This is a genomic window from Type-F symbiont of Plautia stali (assembly GCF_059731105.1).
In genome coordinates this window covers 524864-549217 of the sequence record NZ_AP035909.1, presented here as the reverse complement: position 1 = coordinate 549217, position 24354 = coordinate 524864, and the positions used below count along the sequence as shown (strand labels likewise).

At 57.7% G+C, this 24354-nt stretch carries 22 protein-coding genes; 13 read left to right on the top strand and 9 right to left on the bottom strand.

The genetic code is table 11. The features are described from left to right. Nucleotides 1-13: 13 nt before the first annotated feature. Complete coding sequence (locus AC6I7A_RS02445) at nucleotides 14-556, bottom strand: YsnF/AvaK domain-containing protein (RefSeq protein ID WP_230200870.1); 543 nt, start codon at nucleotides 554-556, stop codon at nucleotides 14-16. 392 nt (nucleotides 557-948) lie between these two features. Here AC6I7A_RS02445 and AC6I7A_RS02440 point away from each other — a divergent pair, with 392 nt between their 5' ends. From AC6I7A_RS02440 to AC6I7A_RS02430, 3 genes are all read left to right on the top strand, one after another. Beyond that, nucleotides 949-1458, top strand: a complete 510-nt coding sequence (locus tag AC6I7A_RS02440; RefSeq protein WP_009092330.1) for a YjjA family protein — start codon at nucleotides 949-951, stop codon at nucleotides 1456-1458. Between the two features lie 131 nt (nucleotides 1459-1589). Continuing rightward, entirely contained in the window at nucleotides 1590-2225 is a 636-nt protein-coding gene (locus AC6I7A_RS02435; protein ID WP_046101128.1) for a hypothetical protein, read from the top strand. 15 nt (nucleotides 2226-2240) lie between these two features. Then, nucleotides 2241-2909, top strand: coding sequence for a MarC family NAAT transporter (locus tag AC6I7A_RS02430; RefSeq protein ID WP_009092333.1), 669 nt, complete (start codon nucleotides 2241-2243; stop codon nucleotides 2907-2909). A gap of 47 nt (nucleotides 2910-2956) precedes the next feature. Here AC6I7A_RS02430 and AC6I7A_RS02425 read toward each other — a convergent pair whose 3' ends face one another. Genes AC6I7A_RS02425 through AC6I7A_RS02415 form a run of 3 tightly spaced genes read right to left on the bottom strand, consistent with a single transcriptional unit; the run spans nucleotide 2957 to nucleotide 6753 of the window. Then, nucleotides 2957-4219: a c-type cytochrome gene (locus AC6I7A_RS02425; protein ID WP_058957597.1), complete on the bottom strand. Its 1263-nt coding sequence runs from the start codon at nucleotides 4217-4219 to the stop codon at nucleotides 2957-2959. A gap of 4 nt (nucleotides 4220-4223) precedes the next feature. After that, nucleotides 4224-5993: a GMC family oxidoreductase gene (locus tag AC6I7A_RS02420; protein WP_058957598.1), complete on the bottom strand. Its 1770-nt coding sequence runs from the start codon at nucleotides 5991-5993 to the stop codon at nucleotides 4224-4226. Nucleotides 5994-6024: 31 nt separating this feature from the next. Continuing rightward, nucleotides 6025-6753 carry a gluconate 2-dehydrogenase subunit 3 family protein gene (locus tag AC6I7A_RS02415; RefSeq protein WP_046101124.1) on the bottom strand — a complete coding sequence of 243 codons (729 nt, stop codon included), beginning with the start codon at nucleotides 6751-6753 and terminating at the stop codon, nucleotides 6025-6027. A gap of 692 nt (nucleotides 6754-7445) precedes the next feature. Between AC6I7A_RS02415 and AC6I7A_RS02410 the strand changes: the two genes are divergently transcribed. Then, nucleotides 7446-9017: an ABC transporter substrate-binding protein gene (locus tag AC6I7A_RS02410; protein ID WP_058957599.1), complete on the top strand. Its 1572-nt coding sequence runs from the start codon at nucleotides 7446-7448 to the stop codon at nucleotides 9015-9017. Nucleotides 9018-9177: 160 nt separating this feature from the next. Then, nucleotides 9178-10680 (top strand): helicase HerA-like C-terminal domain-containing protein, encoded by a 1503-nt coding sequence (locus AC6I7A_RS02405; protein ID WP_058957600.1) that lies wholly within the window; start codon nucleotides 9178-9180, stop codon nucleotides 10678-10680. Nucleotides 10681-10712: 32 nt separating this feature from the next. On the opposite strand, the gene AC6I7A_RS02400 is transcribed toward AC6I7A_RS02405, so the two are convergent. Further along, on the bottom strand, nucleotides 10713-11207 hold the full coding sequence (locus AC6I7A_RS02400; protein ID WP_058957601.1) for a hypothetical protein: 495 nt from the start codon (nucleotides 11205-11207) through the stop codon (nucleotides 10713-10715). A 248-nt stretch (nucleotides 11208-11455) separates the two neighbouring features. On the opposite strand from AC6I7A_RS02400, the gene AC6I7A_RS02395 reads away from it, so the two are divergent. Next, a complete protein-coding gene (locus AC6I7A_RS02395; RefSeq protein ID WP_058957602.1) occupies nucleotides 11456-12745 on the top strand; it encodes a DUF445 domain-containing protein in 1290 nt (429 codons plus the stop codon). A 65-nt stretch (nucleotides 12746-12810) separates the two neighbouring features. On the opposite strand, the gene AC6I7A_RS02390 is transcribed toward AC6I7A_RS02395, so the two are convergent. Then, nucleotides 12811-13656 carry a BtpA/SgcQ family protein gene (locus AC6I7A_RS02390; RefSeq protein ID WP_058957603.1) on the bottom strand — a complete coding sequence of 282 codons (846 nt, stop codon included), beginning with the start codon at nucleotides 13654-13656 and terminating at the stop codon, nucleotides 12811-12813. Between the two features lie 29 nt (nucleotides 13657-13685). Between AC6I7A_RS02390 and AC6I7A_RS02385 the strand changes: the two genes are divergently transcribed. Continuing rightward, a complete protein-coding gene (locus AC6I7A_RS02385; RefSeq protein WP_058957604.1) occupies nucleotides 13686-14567 on the top strand; it encodes a ribokinase in 882 nt (293 codons plus the stop codon). Here the strand turns inward: AC6I7A_RS02385 and AC6I7A_RS02380 are convergent. Beyond that, complete coding sequence (locus AC6I7A_RS02380) at nucleotides 14560-15510, bottom strand: ABC transporter substrate-binding protein (protein ID WP_058957605.1); 951 nt, start codon at nucleotides 15508-15510, stop codon at nucleotides 14560-14562. The two genes, AC6I7A_RS02385 and AC6I7A_RS02380, sit on opposite strands and share 8 nt — an antisense overlap. A 323-nt stretch (nucleotides 15511-15833) precedes the next feature. Here AC6I7A_RS02380 and AC6I7A_RS02375 point away from each other — a divergent pair, with 323 nt between their 5' ends. From AC6I7A_RS02375 to AC6I7A_RS02350, 6 genes are all read left to right on the top strand, one after another. Beyond that, entirely contained in the window at nucleotides 15834-16856 is a 1023-nt protein-coding gene (locus AC6I7A_RS02375; protein WP_058957606.1) for a LacI family DNA-binding transcriptional regulator, read from the top strand. A 375-nt stretch (nucleotides 16857-17231) separates the two neighbouring features. Further along, nucleotides 17232-17978 (top strand): ATP-binding cassette domain-containing protein, encoded by a 747-nt coding sequence (locus AC6I7A_RS02370; protein ID WP_167428931.1) that lies wholly within the window; start codon nucleotides 17232-17234, stop codon nucleotides 17976-17978. A gap of 22 nt (nucleotides 17979-18000) precedes the next feature. Then, the gene (locus AC6I7A_RS02365) at nucleotides 18001-19002 is read left to right on the top strand and encodes an ABC transporter permease (RefSeq protein WP_162484734.1); all 1002 of its coding nucleotides are present in this window, start codon (nucleotides 18001-18003) and stop codon (nucleotides 19000-19002) included. Nucleotides 19003-19005: 3 nt separating this feature from the next. Then, nucleotides 19006-20085, top strand: coding sequence for a phosphotriesterase family protein (locus AC6I7A_RS02360; RefSeq protein ID WP_058957608.1), 1080 nt, complete (start codon nucleotides 19006-19008; stop codon nucleotides 20083-20085). Nucleotides 20086-20097: 12 nt separating this feature from the next. Then, on the top strand, nucleotides 20098-20853 hold the full coding sequence (locus AC6I7A_RS02355; RefSeq protein ID WP_058957609.1) for a glutamine amidotransferase: 756 nt from the start codon (nucleotides 20098-20100) through the stop codon (nucleotides 20851-20853). Then, nucleotides 20853-21965 (top strand): M20 family metallopeptidase, encoded by a 1113-nt coding sequence (locus AC6I7A_RS02350; protein ID WP_058957634.1) that lies wholly within the window; start codon nucleotides 20853-20855, stop codon nucleotides 21963-21965. Before AC6I7A_RS02355 ends, AC6I7A_RS02350 begins: the two co-directional genes overlap by 1 nt. A gap of 95 nt (nucleotides 21966-22060) precedes the next feature. On the opposite strand, the gene lptG is transcribed toward AC6I7A_RS02350, so the two are convergent. Both lptG and lptF read right to left on the bottom strand, forming a co-directional pair. Beyond that, nucleotides 22061-23137, bottom strand: coding sequence for an LPS export ABC transporter permease LptG (gene lptG / locus AC6I7A_RS02345; protein ID WP_009092354.1), 1077 nt, complete (start codon nucleotides 23135-23137; stop codon nucleotides 22061-22063). After that, nucleotides 23137-24237: an LPS export ABC transporter permease LptF gene (lptF, locus tag AC6I7A_RS02340; RefSeq protein ID WP_058957610.1), complete on the bottom strand. Its 1101-nt coding sequence runs from the start codon at nucleotides 24235-24237 to the stop codon at nucleotides 23137-23139. Before lptF ends, lptG begins: the two co-directional genes overlap by 1 nt. Nucleotides 24238-24354 lie beyond the last annotated feature (117 nt).

Below are 24354 nucleotides of genomic sequence, written 5' to 3'. Positions count from 1 at the left end.
AGGTTCCTCTCTGTTAGCGGGTTTGATCGTCATCTCTCTCAACGTTCACCTGCTGCTCACGTCGGGTCACCACTTCCTGAAAAGGAACGTGTTCCTGCACTTTTCGGATGTGGATTTCCTCTTTAAGCACCAGTTTTCTGACGATTTGGATTTCTTCTTCAACTACCGGGACAATCAGTACACCGTCTTCTTCCCTGATATCGGGCATCGTCTCTACGGGTTGTGCTTTTGCTACATGCTCAACCTCAACCTTATCCCGGTTAAGCAGTGTACTGATGACCTCGTCATGCTCGGTTGTGGAACGGGTAACCCGGACATGTCCATCCACAATCTTTTGCTTCGTCAGGGCTATTTTCTCTTCAGCGAGTTTAAGCGCGACTTCTGCAGAGTTATTGTGTTCTGGCTGCCCAGCCATATTGATTCTCCCGCTAAGATTAAATATCTGCCACAACTGCCTGACACAGTGATTAAGCATGAACACTCTCGCTGATTTCGCAAGCCGGAATAATAAAATTTCCGGCGGATGAAATTTATATTCAGCCCCCTCGATTAACATCAATCAAAATAAACCCTCAGTTTTTACCGCTGCGCTAAAAATATAAAAACTTGTAAAAACAGTAACCTGAAAAGAACTGATTTCATGGATAAATAGTTACCCTTGGGTATATGGCATCAGGGTTTATGCCGATAAAAAGGCCACAAAAATTCGCGGCAACCAGGATTATTCCTGCCATGACTGGCGAGAATATTAAATAATGTTTCAGCGCCAGATCTTTATTTACACAGCTATCAGATTGCGCCGTGAAATAACCCAGACCGCGCTTTACTCCATTATTCATTGCCATGATTACAGAAGAGTCTTAAAGTAAAATTAAATAAAAAAGTTCAGGAACTTTCTGTGCCTTTGCCTCTCTTAGCAAAACTGAATACGCAGATACCGAGGTTGAGATGAAACAGGCACAACGCAGTGTGTGGGGATGGGGACTGGCCGCGCTTCTGGTCGCAGGCAGTGCATCAGCAGCAAGCTGGCAGGATCAGCTGAGCAGTGCAGCGTCGCAGCTCAGCCAGCAGAACAGCGGTAATACCACCAGCACCACGCAGCAGAATGGCGGGCTGTCGCTCTCCTCCATTACCAGCATGCTGGGCGGCGGCGATAAAGCGGTCAGCGCCAGTAGCATGACGAACGCGGCCGGCGTGATGCAGTACTGCGTCGAGCATAACGTGGTGAAAAACAATGTGCAGTCGGTAAAAGATCAGGTGCTGAGCAAGCTGGGCCTGACCACGCCCGCCGCGCAACAGCAGCAGACAGACTACACCCAGGGCCTGGCAGGCCTGCTGAACACCGGTAACGGTCAGCAGCTTAATCTGCAGAGTCTGAGCAACTCGCCAATGGGTGAGAAACTCAAAACCAAAGCCTGCGACGTGGTCCTGAAGCAGGGCAAAAACTTTATCTCCTGATCCCCTCTCTGCCTCCCTCTCCTCGCGGTTCAGCGGGGAGCGGGAAACTCCCCCGTGCTGTGATGCCTGACATTCCCTTAACCTGGGGTTGAGCGCTATAGTGTTGTTTTGGTTTCTACAGGACAGCACGCATGAAAGGCATCAACATCGCACTTTACTTCGACCCCGATCAGATCCAGGCCTGCGTCCACCAGCAGGACGGCAGCTATCTCAGCAAAAAATTCGAGTATGACGATGGCGTGATTGAAGAGATCTATCAGTGGCTGGATCAGTACGAACCCAACCGTACGCATATCTGTCTGATAGAAAACGAAACCGCCGAACTGCTGGCCGATGAGCTGGTCGACAGCGGCTATCGCGTTCACCAGGTCACCATGCACCAGCTGCTGAGCTGGTTCGCAGCCGAACCCCCTGCTTCCCCTGACGGCACGCCGATGCGCGCCATGCTGCGCTTCCTGGAGGAGGAGCATCCGCGCGAATATGAATCCCGCACGCCGCAGACCGAAGCGCTGATGGAGATGTTCGACGAGCTGGACGCGCTGGAGATGGTCGATGACGGCGACGACGAAGACGCCCTGCCGGGCGATCTGCTGCGCGCCATGAAGAAGCATAAAATCACCGCCAGCGCCGCGGCCCAGCGACTGCTGCCGGAAGTCAACGAACGCATCCGCGAACACCTGATGCAGTATCCCGAACTGATGACGCCTGAAATCCTGCAGGACTTCTTCCCCGAGTTGCTGGAAGCGCTGGAGCGCCCGAAACATTAATCAGGGGGATCTGACATGCTGGAGCTGATCAAAGCGGTAAGCCTGGGGCTGGTCGTGCTGCTGCCGCTGGCGAATCCGCTCACCACCGTGGCGCTATTTTTAGGGCTGGCGGGTGACATGAACTTCCAGGAGCGCAACCGTCAGGCACGCCAGGCGTCTCTCTACGTGTTCGCCATCATGCTGGTGGCGTGGTACGCGGGCAATGCGGTGCTGAACACCTTTGGCATCTCGATTCCCGGCCTGCGTATTGCGGGTGGACTCATTGTCGCCTTTATCGGTTTCCGGATGCTCTTTCCGGCGAAGCCTGCCAGCCATTCGGTGGAAGCAAAGCAGAAACTGGATGAGCTGGATGAGGCCAAAGAGCCGGTGAACATCGCCTTTGTGCCGCTGGCGATGCCGAGCACGGCCGGGCCGGGAACCATTGCGATGATTATTTCTTCCGCCTCGACGGTGAAAAGCGGTGTCGATTTTCCCGCCTGGGTGCTGAGCGTCGCGCCGGTGCTGACCTTCCTGCTGGTGAGTCTGATCCTGTGGGTCTCGCTGCGCAGCTCCGGAGCGATCATGAAGCTGGTCGGCAAAAGCGGCATTGAGGCGATCTCGCGCCTGATGGGATTTTTACTGGTCTGCATGGGCGTGCAGTTTGTGATTAACGGCGTGCTGGAAGTGGCGCGCACCTTTCACTGATCCGGGCGTTCCCCTCTCCTGACCGGCCGAGGGGAAGCCCTTCTTCGTTACTTCAGCGTTTTCCGCACCTCAGCCACCTGATCTTTACTCACGGCTGGCGCGCTGTTGCTCCAGCCCTGACGAATAAAGGTCGCCAGCTGTGCCACTTCATCATCACTCAGCCGTCCGGCAAAGCCAGGCATCGCCAGTTTTGACGGGGCCTTAGCGACAGAGGGTTGCTGCGCGCCTGCCAGGATCGTATGGATCAGACCGGTGGGGTCGCTGGCGTTGACGATCGTCGCCTGATCCAGTTCCGGGAAGACGCCCGGCGCGCCTTTGCCGGTCACGAAGTGACAGGCACCGCAGTTATCCAGATAGAGACGCTCACCTTCGCTGAGGTTTTTCGCCGCGGTAAGTTTTGCTTCCGTTGCCTGCTGCGCCTGCACGTTATAGGCCTGCAGGGGCGGATTGCCGCCCAGGAACTTCAGGTAAGCCGCGATAGCTTTGAGATCGGCATCGGTCATGTGTGAACTGCTGTGCTCAACCACCGAGGTCATCTCGCCGCCTACTGACGCTTTATCGTTACGCCCGGTCTGCAGATAATCCACGATCTCCTGCTGGCTCCAGTGCGGCAGGCCACGCAGCGACGGCACTGCCCAGTGGTTCAGGCTGCCACCTGCCAGGAATTGATCGTCACCGCTGTCGAGGGCTTTCTCGTTCATGCCCAGGCCGCGCGGCGTATGGCAGCTGCCGCAGTGACCCAGACTCTCCACGATATAGGCCCCGCGGTTGACCTCGGCTGACGCGCCACCAATCGGCCGGAACGGCTTATCGGACGTGAACGCCCAGTTCCAGAAACGCATGCCCCAGCGCTGGCTGAACGGGAAGCTCAGATCCGTTTCCGGTGGCTGCGCTGCGCTCGGCTGCACGCCCTTCATAAAGTAGACGTAGAGCGCGTGGATATCAGCATCGCTGATTCTGGCGTAATCGGGGTAAGGCATCGCCGGATAGAGACGGGAGCCGTCCGGCAGGATGCCTTTACGCACCGCGTCAGCAAACTGCTGCTCGCTGTAGTTACCGATGCCGTGTTGCTTATCGGGCGTGATATTGGTGGAGAAGATGGTGCCGAGGTTCGAGGTAATCGCCAGTCCGCCCGCATAGTCAGGCTTGCCCGGCAGCGAGTGGCACGCCATGCAGTCACCGAGGCGGGAGAGGTATTCACCCTGCTTAATCAGTTGTGCTTCATCTTCGGCGTGAACCGGCAGCGCAGAGAGGCTGCCCAGCAGCAGCGCGCTGCTGGCGAGAAAAGAGTTAAGTTTCAGCTTATTCATGCGCTTATGCCTGTACCAGTGGGCCGGGATTTTTCAGGTAGTGATCTTTGATCGCCTGTGCGGCCATCAGGGTAATCGCACCGATGGTGTCGGTCGGGTTCGCCTGGAAGTTCTGCGGGAAGGCGTTGCCGCCCGGCACAAAGACGTTATGCACGTCCCAGCTCTGCAGGTATTTGTTCAGCGCCGAGGTTTTCGGGTTATCGCCCATCACCGCCCCGCCCACGTTGTGGGTCGAGACATATTTGGTGATATCGAAATCCGCGCCCATCGGCAGGAAGCTCATGCTCATGCTGTCGGGGTTCAGCTCTTTAGCAATATTGCCGACGATCCCTTTCAGATGCTGCTGCAGCCTCAGCTCATTCTCCTTCCAGTTGAAGGTCATACGCAGCAGCGGCAGCCCGCGGTGATCGTTGTAGTTCGGATCGAGATCCAGATAGATATCGCGGTAGGACTGACAGGTAGTGGTGATACTGATCTTCATCGAATGACCGTACCACTCCTCCAGGCCTTCCTTGTAGCCCATGCCCCAGGAGGGCGTGCCTTTTGGCAGCGCGGTGCTGATGGGCGTGCCGGTCGCCTGTGAGCTGTGGATCTTCGCGCCGCCCAGGAAGCCCAGTCCGGGGCCATCGAAGTTGCCTGGCGAGATATCGTTAAACATCTGCCCGGTCGCGCCTGCGGTGGCGTAGGGGTTAAAGTTTTTATCTTTGAAGAACAGGGTCGCGCCGCCGTTCGACAGGAAGGCGTAGTTACGGCCGACCACGCCCTCTTCGGTTATCGGGTTGTAAGGCTTGCCGATGCCGGAGAGAAGCATCAGCCGCACGTTGTAGAGCTGGAAGCTGCTCAGCACGACGATTTTCGCCGGCTGGAAGCACTCATTGCCCTGCGCATCGATGTAGATCACCCCTTTGGCGGTTTTCTTATCATCGTTCAGCACCACCTTAATCACTTCCGCGTTCACTTCATAAGAGAAGTTCGGCATGCGCTTCAGCGCGTCCATCACCGCCGTCTGCGGCGACGCTTTGGAGTAGTTCAGGCAGGGATATTTGCTGCAGTAGCCGCAGTAGTTGCAGGGGGCGATCTGGTTGCCGTAGGGGTTTTTCCACGCCCGCGACACACAGGCCGACGGGTTCGGGAACGGGTGGTAACCGAGTTTTTGCGCCGCCTCTTTGAACATCACATTGTTCAGCGTGTCTTCCAGCGCGGGCAGCGGATAAGGTTCAGAACGTGGCCCTTCAAACGGATCGCCGCCCGGCAGAATTTTGCCGCGCAGATTGCCGGTGTTGCCCGACTGGCCGCAGATCAGCTCGAATTTGTAGTAGTAAGGCTCGATCTCTTCCCAGCTGAAGGGGAAGTCCATCACCCGCATATCTTCCTGCAGAATGCCGGGCTTGTACGCCTCGTCGACATAGGTTTTGAGCTTGATATCGGTCGGAGTGGGACGGATCAGTACCGCCGTCCAGTGCATCCCTGCGCCGCCGACGCCGGTGCCCGGCGCAAATGCGCCCCATTTACGGGTAGGCAGTGCGGTCTGGCTGCTGTTGTAGCGCACGGTGACCGCCACTTCCGCCGGGGTGGCGAACACTTTGTTGCGCACCGCATAGGCATATTCATCTGCCGGTTTCGGATAGGCGAACTCGTCATAATCGCGATCGCCGCCGCGCTCCAGGGCGCGCACCTCCAGTCCTGCCAGCGCCAGCTCAATACTCATCAGTGAGCCTGCCCAGCCGAGGCCGCAGACCACGACGTCGACTTCTTTTTTAGTAACCTGTGCCATGATAATCCTGTTTACCTGATGTGGAAGCGCCTCAGGCGCGTTCACCTTTGATGCTGACCGGGCCGAGCGGATAAGGCACGTTGTGCTGTTTCACCCACTCGGTGAAGCTGGCACGCGCGCCGGGGAAGCCGATGGCGATCCAGGCTTTCATCCCTTTATTGCCGCCATACATCGGGTCGGCCAGATAGCCATGTTTGGTATCGGAAAGCAGCTGGCTGAAGAAATGTGACGGTCTGAGATCGGCTTCGCCCAGCGCGGCAAAGTCGATCTGGTTTTTATTCACCTGCGTCAGCACCGCATCCTTCTCCTCCAGCGTCAGCGCAGCAAACGCTTTCTGATGAGTGTCATGGCACCACTGATTGAGCAGCTTTATGCCGGTCTGGTAGATCTGCTGGGGACGGAACGGGATCTGATAGCCCAGCGTCGCGGGAGCCTGGGTATTGAAAGGCCCCTGCAGGTAGATCTCACTGCCAAAGGCTTCGCTGTGCAGCTGCTGATCGATAAAGATCGGCACATTGGTTTCCAGCGCGCCCGGCGCTTTGCCTTTGCCGCCTGCCGGGATCAGACGATCGGTGGCCGCCAGGATGAACTGCCACTCGTCGGCACTGAAAAAGATCGGCCTGTAATCGGCTAACTCGGGGGCGGCCATCTCTGCCGCCTGTGCCGCCGTGATGCCCTTTAACACCAGCTCACTTAATGGCAGCGCCAGCAGTGAACCGAGCAAAAATTTACGCCTGGTGGTGGGTTTTTCTAAAAGCATATCCGCACGACTCTCATCTGCTGAATACCCCTCTTAATCGCTGATGACGCTGAAAGGCGATGCGCAGAGGGGTATTCCCCGCCGGTATTCACGCACACGGCACAGACGACGGCAGAACGGTTAAGGGCGGGTAGAATTATCTATCGGTGACAAAGAAAATATATCGGTTAAAGACCTGACAATCTTAGGGATATAAATGTGTCTGAATGTAAATTTAAAATTTACGCGCTGTCACAGCAGAAAACAGTTATCAGAGGGCACCCATTCAGCGGGCAGAAAAAAGCATAACCGGAAGGGGTAACGCCGGGAAAAAGCGATAAAAATCGGTTAATTAGCCATTACCCGGCAGCTATGTGGCGGGATATTTTCATATTGTCATTATCACGCTCATTGATCGTTAAAAAAGATTACGCTTCCCTGTTCGCTGTCTTTCCTGCACGCCACGCTTTAAACAGGCCGCTTTTTTCAGGTGGTCAGTTACAGATAACAGGCTTTTGCTTCGGTGAGCAGGAATAATATTTCCGGAGCGAAAAGAGTCTTAAAGAAATAATCACAATCCGCCATTATATTCGCCTTCCTGTCCACATGAACCTGACGCGAATATTTGTGCAAAGCTCAGAACAAACCGGCATTTTGAGATTATCGGGCGCCCGCTAGAGTAGAGCCATTACCGACTCAGGATAACCCTCTCTATGCGAAAAACGCTTTTGTCTCTGTTAACGGCGCTGACTCTGGTTCATTCCGCACACGCCGCCACTCCCGCCGATACCCTGGTGGTGGCCGTTCCGCTGGATGGCATCATCAGTTTTGACCCGGCGGAAAGTTTCGAAACGGTCAGCAACAGCAGCCTGCGCAATATCTACCAGATGCTGCTGGAGCCGGATCATCGCAATCCACAGCAGCTCTCGCCGCTGGCCGCGACCCGCTGGCAGGCGGGCAAAACACCGCACAGTCTGGTATTTGATCTTAATCCCCAGGCCCGCTTCGCCAGCGGTAATCCGCTGACCGCTGAGGATGTGGTGTTCTCCTTAACCCGCGCGGTGAAGCTGAATAAAGCGCCCTCTTTTATTCTGGGCGAGTTTGGCTGGACGCCAGAAAATATCGACCAGCAGTTCACGGTGATCAGCGACCACCAGCTTGAGCTGCGCTGGCCGGCGGAGATTGGCCGCGACCTGGCGCTGCGCCTGCTGACCGCGCCGGTCGCCTCGATTGTTGACAGCAGGCTGGTCCGGCAGCACGCCAGTAACAATGACTACGGCAACGGCTGGCTGAAGGTGCACTCGGCAGGCAGCGCCGCCTACGCCATCAGGCAGTTTGTGCCGCTGCAGGCGCTGGTTCTGGAGGCCAATCCCTACAGCACCCAAAAACCGCATCTGAAGCGCGTTCTGCTGAAAGGGGTGGCCGATCCGGGCAGCCGCCGGCTGCTGATCCAGCAGGGAGATGTGGATGTCGCCTATCAGCTCGGCCCGGACCAGATCGCCGCGCTGAAGAACACGGCGGGGGTGCGTGTCGAGGCCTTCCCGTCGAGCCTGGTTTACTACCTCGGCTTTAACACCCAAAGTCCGCAGCAACCGGCGCTGGGCAATCCGGCGCTGTGGCAGGCGGCGCGCTGGCTGGTGGACTATGAGAGCCTGGCGAACCAGCTGCTGAAGGGTCAGTACCGTATTCACCAGAGCTTCCTGCCGGACGGGTTTGACGGCACCCTGAATACCACGCCGTTCCACTACGATCTGAAAAAGGCACAGGAAATTCTGCAGAAAGGCGGCATTAAACCGGGCACGCATATCGCGCTGACGGTGGTCAACCAGCCGCCTTACATCGACGTGGCGCAGGCGCTGCAGGCGAGCTTCGCTAAAGCCGATGTGCAACTCGATCTTCAGCCGGTGGCGGAATCGGAGCTGTGGAGCAAAATGCGCAGCCGTGACTTCCAGGCGATCTTCTCTTACTGGGGCGCGGACTACATCGATCCCAACACCAACGCCAGCGCCTTTGCTTATAACGTACCCGGCGGCGGCAAAACCCTGGCCTGGCGCGTCGGCTGGACGATCCCTGAACTCAGCGCGCAGACCCGCGCCGCCGCCGGAGAGAGTGACGCCGCAAAACGTCGCAGCCTTTACACGGCCCTGCAGACCCGCGTCCAGCAGGATTCGCCGTTTGTTCTGCTGCTGCAGGGCGCAACCCAGGTCGCCGTGCGCAGCAACCTGAAGAGCCTGCAGCAGGGTATCGGCGTCAGCCTGCTCAATTTTGAAGAGGTGCAGAAGTAGAAAACCCGGCAGGGATGGCAGCCTGCCTGAAATGACGCCAGTAAAAGCGAGGCCGTTGCAGGACAGCGCAACGGCCTCGCTTTTGACGAATTGTTCTCCTCTTCCCTGCCCTTCGCTTGCTATCCTTCAGGCATAACCCGTTGCCCGAGAGAGGAAAATCATGACATCTCCGCTACTGATTGCCCGGACGCCTGACGTCGAACTCCATCTGTTACCGCAAATGGCGAACCGCCACGGCTTAATCACCGGCGCAACCGGCACCGGTAAAACCGTCACGCTGCAGAAGCTGGCCGAATCCTTCTCCGCCAGCGGCGTGCCGGTCTTTATGGCCGACGTGAAAGGCGATTTAACCGGCGTGGCGATGGCCGGTCAGTCCGGCGAAAAGCTTCAGGAGAGACTGGCGAAGATCGGCGTCACCGACTGGCAGCCGCAGAGCAATCCGGTGGTGCTGTGGGATATCTTCGGCGAGAAAGGCCATCCGGTGCGGGCAACCGTCTCCGATCTCGGCCCGCTGCTGCTGGCGCGCCTGCTGAACCTTAATGAGGTGCAGAGCGGCGTTCTGCAGATTATCTTCCGCATCGCCGATGACCAGGGCCTGCTGCTGCTGGACTTCAAAGATCTGCGCGCCATGACCCAGTACATCGGTGATAACGCGAAGAGCTTCCAGACCCAGTATGGCAATATCAACAGCGCCTCGATCGGCGCGATTCAGCGCGGTCTGCTGACGCTGGAGCAACAGGGTGCAGAGCACTTCTTTGGCGAACCGATGCTGGATATCGCCGACTGGATGCGTGTCGACAGCAACGGTAAAGGCGTCATCAACATTCTCTCCGCTGAAAAGCTCTACCAGATGCCGAAACTCTATGCCACCAGCCTGCTGTGGCTGCTGTCTGAGCTGTATGAGCGTCTGCCGGAAGCGGGCGATCTGGATAAGCCTAAGCTGGTCTTCTTCTTTGATGAGGCGCACCTGCTGTTTACCGACGCGCCGCCGGTGCTGCTGGAGAAGATCGAACAGGTGATGCGCCTGATCCGCTCCAAAGGGGTCGGCGTCTGGTTTGTTACCCAGAACCCGGCGGATATCCCGGATCGGGTGCTGGGCCAGCTCGGCAACCGCGTACAGCACGCCCTGCGCGCTTTCACCCCCAAAGATCAGAAGGCCGTGAAAACCGCCGCAGAGACGCTGCGCGCCAATCCGGCTTTTGACAGCGCAGAGGCCATTCAGGCGCTCGGCACCGGCGAAGCACTCATCTCCTTCCTGGATGCCAAAGGCAGTCCGTCGGTCGTCGAGCGCGCCATGGTGATTGCGCCCGGTTCACGCATGGGGCCGGTGACAGGCGATGAGCGCAACGGTCTGATCAACCATTCGCCGCTGTATGGCAAATATGACACGGAAATCGATCGGGAATCGGCTTATGAACGGCTGCAACAGGGCGTGCAGGCCGCCAGTGACAAGGCCAATGCGCCTGAAGCCAAAGGCAACACGGTGGCGGTCGATGACGGGATTCTGGGGGGATTAAAAGAGATCCTGTTTGGCAGCACCGGTCCGCGCGGCGGCAAGCGGGATGGTGTGGTGCAGACCATGGCAAAGAGCGCCGGGCGTCAGATTACTCACCAGATCATTCGCGGCGTGCTGGGCAGCCTGTTTGGCGGTCGGCGCCGCTAAAGGTGGGTGGCAGCCGGGCTGCCACCTTAACGCTACTGATGTTTCCAGTGGGTGGAGACCGGGTTGGTGACCGTGTTGTTTTCCTGCGTGTAGGTACCGTTCTGCTGGGCAATCGCTTCGCCGGTATCGACAATCGCGTTCTGGATAAACACGTTCTGCTTATCGCCGCGCACAAAGGTCAGCTGATGGAAGGCGGTCTTGTTACCCCAGTCGCTGGAGGGCAGCGAGATAAAGCGCACCGTGAAGGTCTCATCATCGAAACTGCCCTGCATCACGTAGACGCCGTAATGGTTTTCACCCTGCGAGATGATTTTATAGGTGCCGTTGTCGTAGTAATAAATTTCGGCATCGGGAAAGGGTTTTTTGTCGTACATTTTACGGTAATGCAGGACCTGCTTAATGGTGGGCTTGCCGAAGCTGACGGTCAGATTTTTTCCATCGGCAGAGGTGGTCAGCCCTTCTGCATGCGCGCCGATACCACTCATTAACATCAACAGACTGGCGGTTGCCGTTGCGATTGCTTTCACGTGAATTCTCCTGGTCTGGTTCCATGGATAGGGTGTGTCAACGTAAGGAGACTGCCTCCGGAATGTACACCGCCGTAACTGTTTATCAGAGTGGTAATTTTTAAGGTGATTAGTTTTTAGGAACAGTCTGGTCAGCGCCTCGCCCGTCCGGTTAAGACCGCATAAATCCGTGCCAGACTTAACTGCACTTTTCGACCGGGAGAGGAGAACGTTGACCTGTTAAGCAGGCAAACTGCTAAGATCAGGATATGGATAAACAACGCGAACTCAAACGGACCAAACGCCTGGCGCTCTCGCTGCTGCTGCTGGCCGCCCTCACCTTTATTTTCACACTGTTTCTGCCGCCCAGCTTTTACGTCAGCGGCATCAAAGCCATAGCGGAAGCCGCGATGGTCGGCGCACTGGCCGACTGGTTTGCGGTGGTGGCGCTGTTTCGCCGCGTGCCGGTGCCATTTATTGCCCGTCATACGGCCATTATCCCGCGCAACAAAGATCGCATCGGTGAGAATCTGGGGCGCTTTGTGCAGGAGAAGTTTCTGGATACCGATTCGCTGCTGAATCTGATCCGCCGCTACGATCCCTCCACCCTGCTGGCGCAGTGGCTCAATGCGCCAGGTAACGCCGACCGTGTGGGCCGCCATCTGCTGCAGGTGATGCGCGGCTTCCTGGATCTGACCGATGACACCCGCATCCAGACCTTTATGCGCCGTGCGGTGCATCGCGCTATCGACAAAGTCGATCTCAGCCAGACCAGCGCCCTGGTGCTGGAGAGCCTGACGAAGAACAATCGTCACCAGGCGCTGCTGGACGCGGCAATCGACCAGCTGCTGAAGCTGCTGCACAAACCCACCACCCGGGAATTTATCGCTAACCAGCTGGTGCGCTGGCTGAAGCGCGAGCATCCCATCAAGGCGAAAATGCTGCCGACCGAGTGGCTGGGCGAGCACAGCGCAGAACTGGTGGCGAACGCGGTGGATTCCCTGCTGGATGATGTGGCGCTGGATCAGGGCCATGAACTGCGGCTGGGCTTTAACCGGGCGGTTGAGAAGCTCATCGTGAAGCTGCAGAGCGACCCGGAAATGGCAGCCCGCGCCGACGAGATCAAAGGCTGGCTGAAAGAGGATGCCTCCTTTAACCGCTACATCGGCGAGCTCTGGAATGATATGCGCAGCTGGCTCAAGGCAGATTTCAGCAGCGAAGATTCACGCGTGCAGGCGAAAATAGGCGATGCGGCACGCTGGCTGGGCGAAACCCTGGCCGCCGACCCGGCGCTGCGCGACTCAATGAATCAGCACCTGGAGCAGGCCGCCCGCAGCGTCGCGCCGGAGTTTGCCCGCTTCCTGACGCGCCATATCAGCGACACGGTGAAAAGCTGGGATGCGCGGGATATGTCGCAGCAGATAGAGCTGAACATCGGTAAGGATCTGCAGTTTATCCGCATCAACGGGACGCTGGTGGGCGGCACCATCGGGCTGATCCTCTACCTGCTGTCGCAGCTTCCCGCCGTACTGCCGGTGGTGAAAAGCTGGCTGGGCTGACGTAACCAAATAACCTCGCCTCCCTGCGGGTTTTTTTGTCCTCTGCGTCAGGCAATAAAGGACGGTTATGGCTGCTCCAGCGCAGGCTGCGCGACCGCCATAAACGCTTTTACCCTCTCCCGATCCACATCGTTCCACCAGACGCCATCGACTTTGAGCGCACTGGCCACAATCACGGCCTGCGTGCGCGCCAGAATCTGGCAGACGTTGGCGGGCGTCACGCCCGATCCCACCAGCAGCGGTAAGGTGGTGGCAGCGCGGATCTCGTCGATTTCCTCCAGCGTGGCGCTGTCGCCGGTGCGTTGTCCGGTGGCGATAACCGCATCCGCTTCGAAGAAGTCGACATCGCGGGTCAGTTCCCGAATGGAGCGATCGGCCACTATCGCGTGGCTGCCGTGTTTAACATGGCTGTCGGCGAATACCCGGATATGTTCGGCCCGCAGCTGGCTACGGTAGCGCAGCGCTTTCGCGGCAGCCCCTTCAATAAAGCCTTCGTTGGCGATATAAGCATTCGCCCACTGATTGACGCGGATAAAATCCGCCCCGCCCGCCAGCGCGGTGGCAAAGGCAGGCAGCGCGGCATTCGCCAGCACGTTAATGCCCAGCGGCACGCCGAAACGCTCCCGCACTTTTTCCGTAATCACCGCCATCAGCGCCGGCGTTTCCGGGCCAATATCCTCAGGTTTTGAAAAAGGAATATCGCCATGATTTTCCACAATCAGGCCGTGAACCCCGCCAGCAATATAATTTTCCGCATCGCGTAATGCGCGATCAATTATCGCGCTGACAGGTTTGCCCCGATATTTTGGTGAGCCCGGGAAGGGGTCACAGTGAATGACGCCAATAACCGCTTTAGGGCGTGAAAATATCGCTTGTATTGCATCAATTTTTCCTGCTGATATAGCAACCATCGCTTCTTTATCCTGTTCGGGAAAACACTATGCGTGTTTATGTGGCTGGAAATATTACTGTCGATGAAACCTGGTCTGTTACCGACATTCCGGCTAAGGGCGCCTCTGTTCACGGTTATCAGCGATCGCAGGATATCGGCGGAAAAGGCGCGAATCAGGCGATAGTGTTATCCCGTTGCGGCATTGAAACCTGTTTAATTGCCGCGACCGGTCACGACAGCAAAGGAAAATGGATCCGTCAGCAGCTCATGAACGAGCCCGTGACGTTACTGCCCACGCAGCCCATGACCGCGTTGAGCGACACCTCGCTTATTCTGCACAGCGCCGATGGCGATAACGCCATTATTACCAGTACATCGGCGGCAGATGCGCTGGATATCACTACGCTTGGCCACCATCTGGCCAGCGCGCGTCCGGGCGATCTGCTGGTGCAGCAGGGCAATTTCTCGCCCGAAAAAACCCATGCGCTGTTCAGCCTGGCCAAATCCTGCGGCCTGATAACCGTATTTAACCCCTCACCCGTGCACGCCGCTTTTGCCTCATGCTGGTCGCTGGTCGATATCGCCGTGGTCAATCAGCACGAAGCGCAGCAGCTGCAGCCCCGCGCAGTGAAAACGTTAGTGACCACACTGGGCAGTGCGGGCGCCTGGCTGACGCAGGGCGACCAGCGAACGTTTTGTCCGGCGCAACCCGTTAATGCCGCCGATACCACCGGCGCAGGCGATACCTTTCTTGCCGTCATGCTGGCTTCCGCGATCCGGCGCGGGGGGGAAATCGATGCTTTAGCACTGACGCATGCCAGTCAGGCTGCGGCGCTGACTGTCAGCCGTCATGGGACACGTCAGGCCTTCCCCACCGCAGAGGAACTCGCCGCGCTGCTCCAGTCAGGCGGCGAGCCAGCGGTTATTTAAACATTGCGCGATAACTGTCCACGTTGGCCTTGGTCACCACCGTGGCCGGGACCAGAATGGTTTTCGACACGGTTTTGCCTGCGGTAATCGCGTTCAGGGCTTTTACCGCCTCTTCACCCATCTTTTTCGGATCCTGTTGCAGGACAGCCGTGACATAACCGCCATCAATCCCGCTGATGGCTTTGGACGTCAGATCCCAGCCAAAGACTTTGATCTCTTTCTGGCGGCCCTGGTTTTCCACCGCCGCAATCGCGCCCAGCAGTGCCGGCTCGCCGGTCGCGTAGATAGCGGTTAAATCCGGGTTGCCGGTGATCAGGTTTTCTGCCGCCGTCATCGCCGTATCCTGCACGTTCTGGCCATCAACCACATCCGCGACGGTGATGCCCGGATTGCTTTTGAGGGTTTCTTCAAACCCTTTCTGACGCTGGTTCTGCACGGCCGAATTCAGCGCGCCCACAATGCCCAGTCGCGCTTTGCCGCCCATATTCTTCGCCACGTAGTCGACAAAATAGTGACCAATAATTTTGCCGCCTTCCAGGTTATCCACGCCCACCTGTGCCGCCTGTGGGCCCGCCGGTAATACCGCATCAATCGCAATAACCGGTATTCTGGCGGCGGCCGCTTCTTTAATCGCTGGCATAATGCCGTTGACGTCAATCGCGTCCACCATAATGCCTTTCATACCCTGCTGAATATAGGTTTCAATGGCGTCGTTTTGAGACACTGGATTATCGTTGGCGTTAAAGATCACTAAATTTTTACCGCTGGCTTTCGCTGCTTCCTGGGCGCCATTATTCATCTGATTAAAAAACAGGGCCTGCTGATTGATCTGAACCAGCGCATAAGTGGGGGCGGCTTTTGCCAGTGAAAATAATGAACCCGCAGACAGTAAGCCGGTTGCCAGCGCAACAGCACGCAGTTTTCTGGTGTTAAATGCCATCATCTTAAAATTCCTCGTCGGGAATGAGCGATAACCAGTTGATCTCCGCATTAAAATGCAGAGGGAATAGTGTTGGCGGGCAAATATCGTCTGAATGGCTGCTTCAGCCAGAACCTGAATAATCGACTTTCTGCACACCGTCCATTATGGTGCACGTGTGAAAGGAATTAATCGGGTTTGGGAGTGACTCCCGGGCCGTGCGGTAAACTGCCTTTAACATTCGCTTCTGGCTAAATTTTGTCAAGCGATTATTTTATCGTCAGCGGGCATGGAAAAACTGTCTCCGCTGCGCGCAACTGTGTTACTGATAGCCGATTCCGGGCAAGATGGCAGGTGATATGAGTAAAAAACGGGTGCTGTTATCGGATGTGGCAGCGCTGGCCGGGCTCTCTAAAGCGACCGTATCCCGCTATATGAATCAAAGCATTATGCTGCCGCAGGAGACGATTGATCGCATTGAAGCGGCGATTCGTCAGCTGGATTATCGCGGTAACAGCCTGGCGCGTCGCCTGAGCAAGGGCGGCAGCGAAACCCTGGGGCTGGTGCTGCCCGATATTACCAATCCCTTCTTTGCCGAACTGGCAGATGCCGCCGAAGAAGCCGCCTCTGCCCATGGCTACAGCCTGGTACTCTGTATTACCCGCAACCATCCGGACAAAGAGAGTCAGTTTATCCGCTGGCTGGATACCTGCCAGGTGGATGGCCTGCTGTTTACCACCAACCATCCTGATAACGGTCTGTTACGCAAAGAGATTAACCGCCACCAGCGCATCGTGCTGCTGGATGAGGACATCCCTGGCAGCGTCGTGCCCAAAGTGTTTGCCGACAACGTTCAGGGTGGACGGATGGCTACCGAAAATCTGATTGCTGCGGGTCATCAGGATATCGCCTTTGTCGGCGGCCCGGCGGAACTGATGAGTGTACGCGAACGCTACCAGGGGTTCTGCACCGCAATGGAGCAGGCTGGCCTGCGTGTCCCGCCCGAATGGGTGATGTACGGCGAATACCAGCGTGAGTCCGGTAAACAGGCGCTGGAACAGCTGTTCAGCCGCGCAGAGCGCCCCACCGCCGTCTTTGCCGCCAGCGATTTTCTGGTACTGGGATTGATGGATGGCCTGCGCGCGCGTGGGCTTAACGCGCCCGACGCGCTGTCACTGGTGGGCTTTGATGACGCCACCTATGCTGATTTCACCCAGCCGCGTATATCCACCATCCGCCAGCCCGCACGTGAACTGGGCCGCACGGCCGTAGAGATCATGTTGCGTATCCTGAATGATGACCTCCCCGTCCCCGCCGAAACCCGTCTGCAGGTTGAATGGGTGGCGCGCGACTCGATACGGATCCGTTAACCACGATCCAGAATGGCGCAAAAGCGCACAATAGTGGCGCAAAAAGTGAGCGCCTTTATTTTGCCGGTTTCTGTTCAGTAAACCGGTTTACCTGAAGTCAAACGGCAAATGTTTTGCATTACAGTGAGTTAGATCCTAAGTACCACGCCGGGTCACAGACTGGCACGGAAGCTGCACTGTCTCACCCGGCAAACAAATATCGTGTAGCGTGTTGTTCTGTGTGTTGTGACAAAGGGTTTATCCTGCAGGTAAACCGGTTTACAAGGGTGTAAACCGTGCCGGATAGCCCCTTTTTACATGCAGAGTAACGGTCCCGTTAGTGGTGATGGGAGTAATCATATGCAGCAGGCACACACTGCCCTGACACGGGTAGAGATGGTGAATATTACCAAGACCTATGGCGCGATCCGGTCTCTGCAGGGCGTCAACCTGCAACTGGCTCCGGGTGAAGTGCTGGGTCTGGTGGGCGACAACGGCGCGGGAAAATCCACGCTGACCAAGGTGCTGTCAGGTGCGGTCGTCCCGACCAGCGGCACGATTCGTATTGATGGTGAAGAGCAGCATTTCTCTAACCCGGCGGATTCGCGCCGCTGCCATATTGAGATGGTGTATCAGGACCTGTCGCTGTGCGACACCGTCGATGTGGCAGGCAACCTGTTTATGGGACGTGAACCGATGAAGTCCATTTTCGGCATCCCGTTTCTGGACGAAGAAAAAATGCACACTGACGCGCGGGAAATGCTGAAAGGTCTGGGGATTTCTATCCCGGATACCCGGCTGCTGGTGCGCAACTTATCCGGCGGGCAGCGCCAGGCGATTGCCATTGCACGCGCTGCCGCCTTCGATCCCAAGGTACTGATTATGGATGAACCCACCGCCGCGCTGGCCGTCGCCGAAGTGGAGGCGGTGCTGGAGCTGATCCGCCGGGTGTCGGCACGGGGCGTGAGCGTCATCCTGATCACCCATCGCTTACAGGATCTTTTCCTGGTGTGCGATCGCATCATGGTGATGTACGAGGGCACCAATGTGGCGGAGCGCCGCGTGGCCGAAACGGATCTGACCGAGATCGTCAATTTGATCGTGGGTGAGAAGTTTGTCGCCCGCTCGGCCGCCGCGCACTGAGCGAGGTAACAGGATGACTATTATGAATCTGAGCAGTTCCCGTATGACACAGCACTCGCTGCCGCGTCGTCTGCTGCACAACCACTCTGGCGTGGTGAGCATCGCGCTGTTTTTCGTGTTCTGCTGCGTGGTGTTTTCCCTGATCACCGGCAACTTCCTCAGCAGTGCTAACTGGCTGAATATCATTCGCCAGAGCGCGCCGCTGCTGATTGTCGCCACGGCGATGACCCTGGTGATCACCACGGGCGGGATCGATCTTTCCGTAGGATCGACGCTGGCGCTGGTCGGCGCCCTCTCCGCTATCGCGCTGAATAACTGGGGCCTGCCCTGGCCGGTGGTGTTGCTGGGCGGCTTGCTGCTGGGCGCGCTGGTGGGGGCCATTAACGGCTTCTTTATCGCTTACGAAGGCATTCCGGCCTTTATCGTCACGCTGGCAACGCTGGCGGTGGTGCGCGGCGTGGCGCTGCTGATTACCCAGGGCTACTCCATTCCCATCCCTGCCGACAGCCCGTTCGCTTTAATGGGCCGCGCCTGGGTACTGGGCGTGCCGATGCCCGCGCTGATAGGCATCGTGGCGCTGATCGTTGGCCATATCGCACTGAATCATATGCGTTTTGGGCGCTATGTCACGGCGATTGGCGCGAATGCGGAAGGCGCGCGCCGGAGCGGTATTAACACCAAAGCCGTAACCATGAAGGTCTACATCCTCAGCGGTATGGCGGCGGCGCTGGCGGGCATGATCATCACCGCGCGTCTGGGCAGCGGCTCCTCCAACCAGGGCGAAGGCTTCGAGTTGCAGGTGATCGCGGCGGTGGTGCTGGGCAGTACCAGCCTGTTTGGCGGCTTCGGAACCGTTATCGGCACGCTGCTCGGCGCGCTGTCGATTGCCATCATCCAGAACGGCCTGATTCTGTCGCATATCTCCCCATTTTACACGCAGATCGCCACCGGTACGATTATTCTGCTGGCCATCTGGCTTAACACCCGCATTCTCAACCCGACGCGATCGGCGGCGAAAGGATAGCTGATGAAACACTCTATTTTTCGTCATCCCGATCCGCTGCCGCTGGGCAGCAACAGCGGCTATGTGATGACCGTTCTTGGCCCGCTGCCGGTGAGTGAGATGGGCGTGACGCTGATGCACGAGCATATTCTGCTGGATGCCTCCGGCAAGTGGGTACCGCCCTGCTGCTGTGGCGAGCGTCATCTGGCGGAAATGCCGGTCAGCATCGAAAACCTGGGCGAGCTGTCGCTTAATCCGCTGATCAGCCGCGATAACTGTCAGCTGTTTGATGTGGATCTGGCGATTGAAGAGCTGATGAAGTTCCGGGCACTGGGCGGCGAGACGGTGGTGGATCCCACCAATATCGGCATTGGCCGTGACCCGAAAGCGCTGCAGCGCATCGCGCGCCTGACCGGGCTGAACATCATCATGAGCACCGGACTGTATCTGGAGCCCTCACATCCCGACTGGGTCAAAACGATCAGCATCGAGGCACTCGCTGACAGGCTGATTTACGACCTGGGCGGCAGAGAGGAGAAACCCGAGGTACTGGCTGGCCTGATCGGCGAAATCGGTGTGTCCAGCCGCTTTACCCCTGACGAGGAGAAATCCCTGCGGGCGGCGGGCCGCGCCAGTGCCGCGACACGCGTGCCGGTTGAGGTGCATCTGCCCGGCTGGGAGCGCTTAGGCCATCGGGTGCTGGATATCCTGGAAGAAGAAGGCGCTGACCTGCGTCATGTGGTGCTGTGCCACATGAACCCCAGCTTTGCCGATAAGCGCTACCAGCGCGATCTGGCACAGCGCGGTGCCTTTCTGGAATATGACATGATCGGCATGAGCTATTACTACGCCGATGAGACCGCGCAGTCACCGTCCGATGAGGAGAATGCCCGCGCCATTCGCGAGCTGATCGATGACGGCTTTATCGAGCAGATTTTGCTGTCGCAGGACGTGTTCCTGAAAACCATGCTGACCCGCTACGGCGGTCACGGCTATGGCTACATCCTTAAACATTTTGTCCCGCGCCTGAAACGCCACGGCGTCAGCGGCGAACAACTTGAAACCTTACTGATTGCTAACCCACAGCGCGTTTTTGGTGGGTAAGGGAGAACCTGAATGCAGAAGAAAATTTTACTGGTCGGCGAGTCCTGGACCAGCACGTCTGTTCACGTCAAAGGCTTCGATCAGTTTGCCACCGCCACCTGGCATAATGGCGCCACCGACTTTATGGCGGCGCTGGCCGACAGCGATTATGCCATCACCTACATGCCCGCCCATGCTGCCGCCACCGAATTTCCTTTAACCCCGGACGGGCTTCAGCAGTGGGATGCGATCATTCTCTCCGACATCGGCGCCAATACGTTGCTGCTGCACCCGGATACCTGGCTGAAGAGCCAGCGCACGGCAAATCGCCTGACGCTGATCCACGACTATGTGGCGGCGGGCGGCGCGCTGATGATGATTGGCGGCTACTTCAGTTTTCAGGGTATCAATGGCGGCGCGCGCTATCGCAACACGGCGGTCGAGAAAGTCCTGCCGGTGCGCTGCCTGGCCTGGGATGACCGCATCGAAACGCCCGAGGGCGTTTATCCCTGCGTGACCGAATCTCACGCGCTGTTCGCCAGTATGCCAGACGACTGGCCATGGCTACTGGGCTATAACGAAGTGGAGATGCACCCGGAAGGAAAGCTGCTGGCGACTATCGCCGGCACGTCACATCCGCTGCTGGCGGTGCGCGAGTATCAGCAGGGTCGCTCACTGGTCTGGACCAGCGATATGTCTGCGCACTGGCTGCCGCAGGAATTTGCTCAGTGGCCGGGTTACCGCCAGCTGTGGATCAACTGCCTGGACTGGTTAACGGTGCGCGGATGATGAGCCAGAGCCAGACGCTGGCGCAGCAGCTGTTGCGCTTTGACACCATTAATCCCCCGGGCAACGAAGCGGCCTGCATGCACTTTCTGGCAGAGTGGCTGGCGGAACGGGGCTTTGAGGTCACCCTGTCCCCCTTCGGTGAAAATCGCCTGAACCTGATTGCCCGCCTTCCTGGCCGTCAGCCCGGCCCGCAGCTGGCGTTTACCGGCCATCTGGATACAGTCCCGCTCGGCAATGCTGACTGGCAGTTCGATCCGTTTGGTGAAATCGTGGATGACCGGCTTTACGGTCGCGGTTCGAGTGACATGAAGGCGGCTGTCGCGGCTTTTGCTGTGGCCTGCGTGACGCATCAGCAGGCGATTCAGCAGGGTTCCGGCGTCGTGCTGATGATCACCGGCGGGGAGGAGACGGGCTGTGACGGCGCGCGGGCGCTGATTGCTGATGCTGACCTGCCCGATGTCGGCGCATTGATTGTCGGCGAGCCCACCGCCAACTATCCGGTTATCGGCCACAAAGGCGCACTCTGGCTACGCTGTGAAACGCGCGGGAAAACGGCCCATGGCGCGATGCCGGAACTGGGCATTAATGCCATTTATCTGGCGGCGGAGGCTCTGGGCAGGATCCAGCACTTCTCGCCTGGCGCGCCACATCCGCTGATGAAGCAGCCGACCGTTAACGTCGGACGCATTTCAGGCGGCCTGAACATTAACTCTGTGCCCGATCGCACCCAATTTGATGTGGATATCCGCAGCGCACCCAATCTGCAGCACGCCACCATTCGACAGCAACTGACAACCTTACTGGGAGAGAGCGTAACGGTGACGACGCTGGTGGATCTGCCGGCCGTACTGAGCGAAGAGAATCAGGCCTGGATTCATTCTGTCTATCAGCATTGTCAGGCGTTACATGACGCTCCGCTGACGCCGCGCATTGTGCCCTACTTTACTGATGCGTCACTGTTGTTGCCCGCACTGGGTACGCCGCCCTGCATTATTCTCGGTCCCGGCGAGCCATCCATGGCTCACCAGACCGATGAATATTGCCTGCTGAGCCGGTTAGCGGAAGCGGAGCTGTTGTATGGTGCGTTGATTAACGACTGGATGAAATCATAGAGGGGTGCCTCAGACGGCCGGGCGAATAAAGGGGCGCACGGCGCCCGCCATAAAAAAGGCCGCCCTGAGAGGCGGCCTTTTTTCATTCACGGTGCTTAGCGCCGCTTAATCAGCATAAACATACTGATCGCAAAGAACGCGAAGCTTGGCAGGATCGCCCCCAGCACCGGCGGCAGTCCGTAAACCAGACTCAGCGGGCCGAAAATCTGATCCAGCACGTAGAACAGGAAGCCGAAGCTGATACCGGTCACGACCCGTACCCCCATCGACACGCTGCGCAGCGGACCGAAAATAAACGACAGCGCCATCAGCATCATCACCGCCACCGACAGCGGCTGGAAAATCTTGCTCCACATATTCAGCCGGTATCGTCCTGACTCCTGGCCGCTCTGCTTCAGATACTTACTGTAGTTATACAGACCGCGAATCGATAACGCATCCGGGTCGAGCGCCACCACGCCCAGCTTGTCGGGCGTCAGATTGGTTTTCCACTCGCCGCTCAGACTCTGTGAGCCGGTAATCTGCTTCGGATCGGTCAGGTTCGACTCATCGACCTGCGACAGTATCCAGCGCTTTTTGTCTTTATCCCAGGTCGCCGTCGCCGCATAACGCACGCTCTGTAAACGGCGCTGATCGGTAAAGTTATAGATGCTGACACCGTCAATCTCATTGTCGCCTTTAATGCGCTCAATAAAGATGAAGTTGTTGCCATCCTTTGCCCACAGACCATTCTGCGTCGACACCAGTGCGCCGCCGTAAAGCTGCTGCGCCCGGTAGTTACGCGCCATCTGCTCGCCTGACGGCGCCACAAATTCCCCGATCGCCATGGTCAGCAGCACCAGCGGAATCGCCGTTTTCATCACCGACAGCGCCACCTGCATGCGGGTAAAGCCCGCCGCCTGCATCACCACCAGCTCACTGCGCTGCGCCAGCGCGCCCAGTCCCAGCAGAGCACCCAGCAGGGCCGCCATCGGGAAGAAAATCTCAATATCTTTGGGCACGCTCAGCAGGGTGTAATAGCCGGCGCTCAGCGCGCTGTAGCTCCCCTGCCCGGTCTTACGCAGCTGATCGACGAACTTGATGATGCCGGAAAGCGACACCAGCATGAACAGCGTCAGCATTATCGTATTGAAAATCGTTTTACCGATATAACGGTCAAGAACGCGAAACATCAGACTGACCCTCCGCGTGTAAAGCGGGCGCGAACCCGACGCATCGGCACCGTATCCCACAGGTTAAGCACTATCGCCAGCAGCAGATAGCTGATATTCACCACCCACATCCACACACCCGGATCGAGGCGGCCTTTTGCTCCGCTCGACTTCAGCGAACTCTGCAGCAGGAAGAAGATCAGATAGAGCAGCATCGCGGGCAGCATCGACAGCACGCGTCCCTGACGGGGGTTCACCACGCTGAGCGGCACCACCATCAGCGCCATCACCAGCACCGCGAACACCAGCGTCAGACGCCAGTGCAGCTCGGCTTTAAACTCAGGCGTGTTGTTGCTGAACAGGCCGGTAAAGCTCGACTGCTCTGCATCATTCGGATCGAGCGTCGCCGCCTTATAGCCCACAATCGCCTGATAGTTGGTGAAGTCGGTAATGCGGAAGTCACGCAGCAGGGCCGTGCCCTCAAAGCGGGTGCCCTTATCCAGCGTTACCACCTGCGAACCATCTTTGCGCTGCTCCATATGGCCGCTGTCGGCCAGCACGACTGACGGACGCGCATTGCCTTTAGGCCGCAGCTGCGCCAGGAAAACGTTGCCAAACTGGTTGCCCTTTACATCCTCGACAAACAGCACGGCGCTGCCGTCGCTGGAGGTCTGGAACTGGCCAGCGGCCATCGCCGCGGCTCCCGGGTTCGCTTTGGCGTTCTGCGTCACCTCATCCTGATAGCGGGATGACCAGGGGCCGAGCCAGATAACGTTCACCGCCGCCACCAGCGAGGTAAAGAGCATCAATACCATCGCTGCTTTAACCAGCACGGCCTTACTCAGGCCGCAGGCGTGCATCACGGTAATTTCACTTTCCGTGTAAAGCCGTCCCAGCGTCATCAGGATCGCCAGAAACAGACTTAAGGGCAGTATAAGTTGTGCCATTTCAGGCACGCCGAGTCCTAACAGTGTCAGAACCAGGTTTGTCGGCACTTCGCCATCCACCGCGGCTCCCAGGATCCTGACTAACTTCTGGCAAAAGAAGATGAGTAGCAGGATAAACAGGATAGCCAGCTGGCTTTTGAGCGTTTCCCGAACCAGATATCTAATGATGATCACGCTTAGTACGCCTGTGAAAACTTGTCTTTTTGCAGGAAAATCGCTAGTTTCAACGCTTATCAGCCATTTTTCTTCATCAATGGCCGTCGTCGTAGCTAAAATTGTATGAAAAACGCG